We start from the raw sequence: 8,676 nt of genomic DNA on the forward strand, positions 1-8,676 counted from the left end.
GGGCGGGGGACGTGGTGGGCACGGCGGGGAACTCTACCGTCGCGTGAGGGTTGTCCCCGGACGCCGGCGGCCGGAGCTCAGTCCCCGGTCGTGCCGTCGACGTACGACCAGGCGCCGTCCTCGCGGACGAACCGGCTGACCTCGTGCTGCGAGCCGTTCCCGTCGGGGTGCCGGTAGTGGGCGCGGAACTCCACGGTGCCGGCGGTGTCGAACGGCCCGCCGCCCTGCGCGGCCACGACGTCGAGGCGGACCCAGCGCTGCGCGGGGTCCAGGTCCAGCGCGCGCGGCCGGGTGGAGGGATGCCAGGTCGCCAGGAGGTACGCGGTGTCACCGACGGCGAAGGCGCTGTACCGCGACCGCATCAGCGCCTCGGCGGTCGGCGCCGTCCGCTCGCCGCGGTGCAGGGGCTCGCAGCACTCGGCGTACGGCAGGCCGCTCAGGCACGGGCAGCGGGTGGGGGTCGCGGGCACCCGGCCAGTATGGGCGCGACCGACGTCCTGCACGGCGGGGGTGCGGGCACCGTCATGATGGTCCGGTGCCCACCCAGCCCACCGACGACGAGCTCGAGCTCATCCGCCAGTCCGGGGTCGCCCTGCGCGCCGGCCGGCTCAGCCTGTCCGCCGGCACCGGCTCGTACCGCGTGAAGTCCTCGATGGCCCGGGTCGCGCACGCGATCGGCGTCGACCGGCACGAGGCGCACGTCACCCTCACCGAGATCACGACCACGTCGCACCGCGGCGCGAGCTTCCGCACGGAGGTCGCCGAGGTCCGGACGGTCGGGATCAACGCCGACCGGCTCGCCGAGCTCGAGCGGCTGGCGGGATCGCTCGCCCGGTCCGGCCGCCGCGCCACGGTCGACGAGGTGTCCGCCGAGCTCGACCGCATCGAGCGCAAGCCGCTGCTCTACCCCGACGTGGTCAACGCGCTGTGGGCGGCCGTCGCGTGCGCCGCGTTCGCGTTCCTCAACCACGGCGGCCTCGTGGAGATGGCCGGTGCGTTCGCCGCCGCGTGGCTCGGCCAGCTCTGCCGCCGGCTGCTGCTGCACCGCGGGCTCAACCAGTTCGGCGTCACGATGGTCGCCGCCACGGTCGCCTGCCTCGCCTACCTCGGGCTGGTCTCCGTGCTGCACGGGCTCGGCGCGACCGAGGTCCGGCACGCCGCCGGGTACGTGTCCGCGGTCCTGTTCCTGGTGCCCGGGTTCCCGCTGGTCACCGGCGGGCTCGACCTCGCGAAGCTCGACTTCTCGGCCGGCGTCGCGCGGCTCACCTACGCGCTGATGATCCTGACCTCCGCGGCGCTCGCGGTGTGGGGCGTGTCGATCGCGGTCGGGCTGACCCCGGACCCGGAGGCCGGCCTCCCCGTCGCGCCCGGGCTGCTGCTCGTGCTCCGGATGCTCGCGAGCTTCGTCGGCGTCCTCGGCTTCGCCCTCATGTTCAACAGCCCTTGGCGGATGGCCCTCGGCGCCGCCGGCGTCGGCATGCTCGCGAACACCGGGCGGCTCTACCTCGCGGACACCGGTCTCGCCCCGCAGGCCGCCGCGGCCGGGGCCGCGCTCGTCGTCGGGCTGCTGGCAGCCGTCCTCGCCCCGCGGCTCGGCGTCCCCCGCGTCACCGTCTCCGTGCCGGCGGTCGTCATCATGGTCCCCGGTGTGTCGGCCTACCGGTCGGTGTTCTACCTGTCCAACGGCGACACCACCCAGGCGCTCGCCTACGGCGTGCAGGCCGGGCTCGTGGTCGTGGCGCTCGCGGTGGGCCTGGCCGTGGCGCGGATGCTCACCGACCGGGAGTGGGCGTTCGAGCACTGAGCCGCCCCGCCGAGCGGCGCTTTGGCGCTGCCGTCCGCGCCGGGTACCCTGGGTCCGCATCTGGAGACGTCGCATAGCCAGGTCTAGTGCGCGACCCTGCTAAGGTCGTGAAGGGGCAACCCTTCCGTGGGTTCAAATCCCACCGTCTCCGCTTCCCGAAGGCCCGGTCGTCGCGACCGGGCCTTCGTCGTCCCGGGGGACGGCGCCTTCGCGGTGTCGGGGGATGCACCCGCCCGGGTTGCTCCGCAGGTCACCGGTGGAACGCGCCGCTGCTCACCCCCTAGTCTCGGGCGGGACCACGAGACCAGCAGGGGGTAGCTGTGGGAGAGATCGACCCGGGGGCCGTCCGCACCGCGGCGAGCTACGTCGAGTACGCCGCGGCGATCGCGCGCAAGAACGTGCCGGACGAGGTCGGCGACGTCGCCACCGCGCTCAGCGGCAGCGCGAGCGGCGCGGCCGCCACGTCGCTCGCCACCGCCTGGAGCACCGCCTTCGGCGACTGGGCGACGAGCGCCGAGACGCACGCGCAGGGGATGCGCGACGCGGCTGCCGCGTGGGAGGCCACGAACCAGGGCGTCGCGTCCCGGTTCGACCGCCAGGGCCAGGCGGTGCGCTGATGGTCTCGCCCTCCCAGCTCGCCTCGTGGCGTCCCGCGCGGCTGAGCGAGATCGCCGACGAGATCGCGACCCACCGGACGACCCTGACGCGCCTCGACGACGACCTCGCCACCGGCAGGCCGCCCGCGTCCTGGACGTTCGCCGACGCCGACTCCGCCCGGACCGAGCACGACCGCCTCACGGCGGCGCTCGCGACGCAGGTCTCCGAGACCGTCGGGGTCGTGTCGGCCCTCGACGCCGCGGCGACCTCCATCCAGACCGCGCAGAACCTGCTCGAGGGCGCCATGCGCCGGGCCGGGTCGCACGGGCTGCACGTCGACACCACGACCGGCGCCGTCAGCAGCACGAAGACCTACGACGACCCCGAGGACCTCGAGTACGCGCGGACGGTGATGAACGAGGTCGCCGAGCAGATCACGACCGCGCTCACCGACGCGCAGGCCGCGGACGACGCCCTGGCGGCCGCCCTCAGCACCGCCGCGACCACCGACGTGAACACCGTCGGCAGCCTGGAGCAGCAGCGGCAGGTCCTGGAGTTCCAGGAGCTGAGCCCCGCCGACCAGGCGCAGTACCTGCTGGACCACCCCGGCGACTACGCGCTCCTGGACGACTACACCTCGCCCGAGGTGAAGGCGCTGGTGGGCCAGGAGATCGCGGGGGAGCTGGACGACGCTGCCCGGGACGCGACCGCGTTCGGCGACGCGGACCAGGTGGCCCGCCTCAACGGGCTGCTCGGAGCCTTCGGCGACGACCCCGCGGTCATGGCGCCGATGTACGAGCGCCTCGGCCCGGACGGCCTGCTCGCCACCTACAACGGCATGTCGTCGATGATGTACGTCGGCTCGAACGTCGAGGAGCTCGGCGCCCTCGCCGGCGAGCTGCGCTCCGGCCTGCAGGCGGCGAGCACCGCCCCCGGCTTCGACGGCAAGGGCTTCGGCGAGGACCTGGTCCGCTACGCCACCTACGGCATCACCGATGACGAGCGCGACGCCTTCCAGTACGCGTACCCCTCCGCGAGCGGCGGGGGCGCGGCCGTCCTCGACTACCTGCTGCGCGAGGGCGAGTACGGCGAGGGCTTCGTCCGGGGCGTCGCGTGGGAGCTCGACGAGTTCGAGCGCGCCGACCCGCAGTGGGCCCAGACCTGGATGCACCACAACTCCTTCGCCTCCCCGCTGAACGGCCTGGACTCCGGCGACTCGCTGACGATCCGGGAGCCGGACCCGATGGCGAGCGTGATGGGGCAGCTCGGCAAGCACCCCGGGCTGGGGCTGGAGTTCTTCTCGGACGGCAAGGGCGAGGACCGGTCGGAGTTCTACTTCGGGAAGCGGGACTGGAGCCGGGACGGGTTCGGCGGAATCTCCGAGGCCGCGCTGGCCATCGGCACCGACCCGGACAACCTCGCCGCCGACCCCGAGAAGACCGGGATGTTCGTCTCGCGGTTCTTCGACCAGCTGCCGGACAACCCGCGGTTCGACGCGGAGCACGCGGCGGCGGGGGCGGAGCCGGTCGCGGACCTGCTGAAGCACTACATGCCCTCGGTGGAGGCGGCCGCGGCGGGTGACGGCGCCGACCACGGCGCGAGGCTGCGGGACTTCACGACCAACGCGTACCTCGGGACACTCCTGGACTACCCCGTCCTGGACAAGGTGGACCTGGACGGCCTGCTCAAGGTGGCGCTGAGCACCGAGGACGGCATGTCGCGGATCGCCGAGGGCGTCGCCGGGTTCCGGCAGATGCAGCTGACGAACTTCGCCCTCCAGCACCCCGGCGTGGACGGCGCGCAGGCCAACTTCGCGGACCTGCAGAAGATCCTCAACGACGGCTCGCGCCTCGAGGGCTACATGCAGCACTCGGTCGGTGACATCGCGATCGAGGGCGCCAAGTCGGCCGATCAGCAGGTCGCTGTGTTCACGGGCCTCGTGTCCGAGGCCGCGGGTCTGCTGCCGGTGCCATTCGCCGACGAGGCGGGCGACGCGCTCGGCGAGGTCGGGAAGAAGGCGTGGGAGGCGGCGTGGGGCCACGTGCAGCAGATCCCGACGGACCACGTCACCGAGGCGTTCGGCAACAACGAGGACGCCGCCCGGAACGAGCAGACGGGGGAGGCGCAGCTCGGTCGCGAGCGGATGGTCATCTCGACCTACCTCTCGCTTGCGCAGGCAGGCGTCCTGGAGGTCCCGGAGACGATGCGCGACACGTGGATGCCCGGCGGCCAGATCGTCTCGCTCGAGAGCATCAGGCCGGAGGACCTCCAGACGTTCCGCTCCGAGGCGGCGGACGCCCTCAGCAAGGTGCTGAGCGTCACCGAGCTGGAGCTGACGTACAAGGACCCCTTCACCTCGTGGAACGGCGAGTGAGGGGCGGGCGGCTCGTCGTCGCCGCGGCCGCCGTCCTGGTCCTCGCGGGGTGTGCGGGCGAGCCGGTCCTGCTGGACGACTCGGACTTCACGGGCGTGACGTCGACCAGCCAGAACGAGTGGGGTGGTGGCACGCCTGGTCCCACCTGGTGCTCGGGCATCGGATCCGCGCAGTACGCGGCGGGTGGGTCCGCCAGCTCATGGCTGTCCTTCGGCGATCATGGTGACGCCGGGGCGGCGCTCATCGACCGTTCATCGGACTCCGCATCGGCGGAGTACTTCGTCGGCAAGATCTCGGAGCAGGCGACGGCGTGCGCTGACTCCGAGGCGACGACCCGCGGGTACTCCATCGAACTGCTCACCGGCCTCGGCGAGGGGGAGTTGGGCTGGACCACCCGCACGAGCGACGGCGAGTGGGGGGAGTACGCGCTGATCCCGCTGGACGAGTGGCGGCTCCTCGCGGTCGGCTTCTCGACGTTCGAGGACGAGCCGCCGGTCGACCTGGACGAGCTGATCGAGCACGCGAGAGACGGCGCTGAGCAGTTCCCGTCCGACCGTGGGTGAGCGGCGTCTCCCCACGGTGACTGGCCTCGTGGTGACTGGCCTGCTGGTTCTCGGAGGGTGCGGGTCGTCGCCCGTCCTCCTCGAGGAGTCCGACTTCACCGGCGTGCAGGCGGAGCAGCAGAACGAGGCGGCCTACGCACCGGGCTGGACGTGGTGCGACGCCCTGCGACCGAGCTCCTACATCGACGGCGGGGCGGTGAGCTCGTCGCTCACGTTCGGGGACCGTGAGCGGGCCGCGGCCACGATCATCGACGGCTCGCCCGACGACCTGCCCGCCGACTACATGCTCGAGCAGTACGAAGCGCAGGCCGACTCGTGCGCGCGCTCGGACGCCACGACCCGCGGCTACTCCATCGAGCCGCTCACCGGCCTCGGCGAGGGGGAGGTGGGCTGGACCACCCGCACGAGCGACGGCGAGTGGGGCGAGTACGTGCTGATCCCGCTGGACGAGTGGCGGCTGCTCGCGGTCGGCTTCCAGACGTCCGAGGACGAGCCGCCGGTCGACCGCGCCGAGCTGGTCGAGCACGCCCGGGAGGGCGCGGAGCAGTTCCCGCCCGAGCGCGGCTGAGCCCGCCGCTGCCGCTACAGTCGCGGCAGCGCGAGGCGACGACGACGCGGTCGCCCGGTGCTCGACAGCGCTCGGAGGAGCCGGTGGACGCGGACGTCATCATCGTGGGGGCGGGCCTGGCCGGGCTGGTCGCGGCGGGCCAGCTCGTCGGCGCGGGGTACCGGGTCGCGGTCGTGGAGCAGGAGGGCCCGGCGAACCTCGGCGGCCAGGCGTACTGGTCGTTCGGGGGGATCTTCCTGGTCGACACCCCGATGCAGCGCCGGTTCGGCGTCCGCGACTCCCTCGATCTCGCGTGGCAGGACTGGCAGGGCAGCGCCGGCTGGGACCGGCTCGACGGCGAGCTGCCGCAGGACGCGTGGGCGCAGCGCTGGGGGCGGGCGTTCGTGGAGTTCGCCGCGGGCGACGCGCTGCCGTGGCTGCAGGCGAACGGCGTGCGGTTCACCCCCGTGGTCGGCTGGGCGGAGCGCGGCGACGGCCGGCCCGGCGGGCACGGCAACTCGGTGCCGCGGTTCCACGTGCCGTGGGGGACCGGCACCGGGATCAGCGAGCCGTTCGCCGACCGGGCGCGCGCCGCCGCGGCCGACAGGCGGCTGACCTTCCACCACCGGCACCGCGTCGACGGCCTCGTCCGGACCGACGGTGCCGTCACCGGCGTGCACGGCACCGTCCTCGCGCCGGACGACGCGCCCCGCGGGGCACCGACCAACCGCACCGCCGTCGGCGAGTTCACGCTCACCGCGCAGGCGGTCGTCCTCGCCAGCGGCGGGATCGGCGGGAACCACGAGCTGGTGCGCCGCTGGTGGCCCGACCGCCTCGGGACCCCGCCCGCCCGGATGCTCACCGGCGTGCCCGCGCACGTCGACGGCCGCGTGCTCGACATCGCGGAGCGCGACGGCGTGCGGCTCGTGAACCGGGACCGCATGTGGCACTACACCGAGGGCATCGCCAACTGGGACCCCGTCTGGCCCGGACACGGCATCCGGATCCTGCCCGGCCCGTCGTCGGTGTGGCTCGACGCGCTGGGGCGGCGGCTGCCCGCGCCCGGCCTGCCGGGGCACGACACGCTCGGCACCCTGCGGCTGCTGCGCACCGACCCCGACCTCGCGCCGTACGACCACTCCTGGTTCGTGCTGACCCAGAAGATCATCGAGAAGGAGTTCGCCCTCTCCGGGTCGGAGCAGAACCCCGACCTCACCGGGCGCGACTACCGGCTGCTGCTGCGGACGCGGCTCGGGCGCGGCGCCCCCGGGCCCGTCGAGGCGTTCAAGCGCAACGGCGCCGACTTCGTCGTCGCGGACCACCTCGGGGAGCTCGTCGACGGCATGAACGCGCTCACCGGCGGCGCCCCCGCCCTCGACGCCCACGCGATCGAGCGGCAGATCCGGGAGCGCGACGCCCAGCTCACCAACCCGTACGCCAAGGACGCGCAGGTGCTGAGCATCCGCAACGCCCGGCGGTACCGCGGCGACCGGCTGCTGCGCGTCGCCACGCCGCACCGCATCCTCGACCCAGCGGCCGGGCCGCTGATCGCCGTCCGGCTGCGCGTCATCACCCGCAAGACGCTCGGCGGCATCCAGACGGACCTGGACGGCCGGGCGCTCGGCACCGACGGCGCGCCCGTGCCGGGGCTGTACGCGGCGGGGGAGGCCGCGGGGTTCGGCGGCGGCGGCGCGCACGGGTACAACGCGCTGGAGGGGACGTTCCTGGGCGGCTGCCTCTTCACCGGGCGGACCGTCGGGCGGGCGCTCGCGGACGCGTTGTAGCCGCCGTGCATCCACGGCCGGGGTCCGTGCCGTAGAGGAGGTGTCAGCACACCTCGCCCCCGATGGAGGGGGCACGGACCGAGGAGCACCCCATGCATCGTCCGTCCCGCATCGCCACGGTCGGCGTCGCCGCCGCCGCGCTCACCCTCGCCGCGGGCATCCCCGCCGGCGCCGCGACCGGTGGCACCGCGTCGCTGTCCGTCCTGCACGGCGTGCCCGACCTGACCGTCGACGTCTGGGTCGACGGCGCTCGCGCGCTCGACGACTTCACCCCCGGCAGCCTCGCCGGACCGCTGGACCTGCCCGCCGGCGCCCACAGCGTCGCGATCACCGCGGCCGACGCCGCCGACGCGAGCTCGCCCGCCATCGGGCCGGTGGACCTCACGCTCGACGCCGGCACCAGCTACACCGCGGTCGCCCACCTCGACGCCGCCGGTCAGCCGACGGCCACGCTGTTCACCAACGACACGTCCCCCGTGGCCGCCGGTCAGGCCCGGCTGACGGTCCGGCACACCGCGGCGGCCCCGGCCGTCGACGTGCTCGCGGGCGGCAGCCCGGTCATCACCAACCTGTCCAACCCGGACGAGCAGTCGCTCACCGTCCCCGCCGGCACCGTGTCCGCCGCCGTCGCGGCGACCGGGACCACGCAGCCGGTGATCGGCCCGACCGACCTCCCGCTCGCCGAGGGCGTCAGCACCATCGTCTACGCCTGGGGCTCGCTCGACGCCGGGAACCTCCAGCTCGCCGTGCAGACCATCGACGGCCTGCACTCCGCGCCGGGCGGCGTGCCGTCCGGTGAGCTCGGCCTCGCCGCCGACGGGCCCTCCCCGATCGTCTGGCTCGGCGGCGCTGCCCTCGTCGCCGCGCTCGGCGCCGCGCTGCTGACCGCCCGCCGGCCGGCCGCGCAGCGTCGCTGAGGGGGCCGGGGCGCGGGTGCGTCCGTCCCGCCCGCCCGCGCCCCGGTCCGTTTCTCCCGCCCTTCCTACCCCCCACCGGAGCACCCACCG

General features: G+C 74.3%; 8 protein-coding genes and 1 tRNA gene. 8 read left to right on the plus strand and 1 reads right to left on the minus strand.

Features of this window, described 5'->3' with window-relative positions; genetic code table 11:
* Window positions 1-77: 77 nt before the first annotated feature.
* Complete coding sequence (locus KJP73_RS18260) at window positions 78-470, minus strand: YchJ family protein (protein ID WP_213284310.1); 393 nt, start codon at window positions 468-470, stop codon at window positions 78-80.
* A gap of 65 nt (window positions 471-535) precedes the next feature.
* Between KJP73_RS18260 and KJP73_RS18265 the strand changes: the two genes are divergently transcribed.
* The 8 genes from KJP73_RS18265 to KJP73_RS18300 all read left to right on the plus strand — a co-directional run bounded on the left by KJP73_RS18265 (window position 536) and on the right by KJP73_RS18300 (window position 8,586).
* The gene (locus KJP73_RS18265) at window positions 536-1,804 is read left to right on the plus strand and encodes a threonine/serine ThrE exporter family protein (protein WP_213284311.1); all 1,269 of its coding nucleotides are present in this window, start codon (window positions 536-538) and stop codon (window positions 1,802-1,804) included.
* A gap of 62 nt (window positions 1,805-1,866) precedes the next feature.
* Window positions 1,867-1,955: transfer RNA gene (locus KJP73_RS18270), tRNA-Ser, on the plus strand.
* 169 nt (window positions 1,956-2,124) lie between these two features.
* Window positions 2,125-2,421, plus strand: a complete 297-nt coding sequence (locus KJP73_RS18275) for a hypothetical protein (RefSeq protein WP_213284312.1) — start codon at window positions 2,125-2,127, stop codon at window positions 2,419-2,421.
* Window positions 2,421-4,775, plus strand: a complete 2,355-nt coding sequence (locus KJP73_RS18280; protein ID WP_213284313.1) for a hypothetical protein — start codon at window positions 2,421-2,423, stop codon at window positions 4,773-4,775. Before KJP73_RS18275 ends, KJP73_RS18280 begins: the two co-directional genes overlap by 1 nt.
* Window positions 4,760-5,338, plus strand: a complete 579-nt coding sequence (locus tag KJP73_RS18285) for a hypothetical protein (RefSeq protein WP_213284314.1) — start codon at window positions 4,760-4,762, stop codon at window positions 5,336-5,338. The genes KJP73_RS18280 and KJP73_RS18285 overlap by 16 nt, the downstream gene beginning before the upstream one ends.
* Before the next feature lie 28 nt (window positions 5,339-5,366).
* Complete coding sequence (locus KJP73_RS18290; protein ID WP_213284315.1) at window positions 5,367-5,906, plus strand: hypothetical protein; 540 nt, start codon at window positions 5,367-5,369, stop codon at window positions 5,904-5,906.
* A gap of 83 nt (window positions 5,907-5,989) precedes the next feature.
* A complete protein-coding gene (locus KJP73_RS18295) occupies window positions 5,990-7,669 on the plus strand; it encodes an FAD-binding dehydrogenase (protein ID WP_213284316.1) in 1,680 nt (559 codons plus the stop codon).
* A 92-nt stretch (window positions 7,670-7,761) separates the two neighbouring features.
* Window positions 7,762-8,586, plus strand: a complete 825-nt coding sequence (locus KJP73_RS18300; RefSeq protein WP_213284317.1) for a DUF4397 domain-containing protein — start codon at window positions 7,762-7,764, stop codon at window positions 8,584-8,586.
* The last annotated feature ends 90 nt before the right edge of the window (window positions 8,587-8,676 follow it).

The organism is Cellulomonas hominis, from assembly GCF_901521055.1.
GTDB lineage: Bacteria > Actinomycetota > Actinomycetes > Actinomycetales > Cellulomonadaceae > Cellulomonas > Cellulomonas endometrii.

Excerpts from the sequence above, each read along its gene's own strand:
- KJP73_RS18280 (WP_213284313.1), top strand. The coding sequence starts at position 2,421 with ATGGTCTCGCCCTCCCAGCTCGCCTCGTGGCGTCCCGCGCGGCTGAGC.
- KJP73_RS18300 (WP_213284317.1), top strand. The coding sequence starts at position 7,762 with ATGCATCGTCCGTCCCGCATCGCCACGGTCGGCGTCGCCGCCGCCGCG.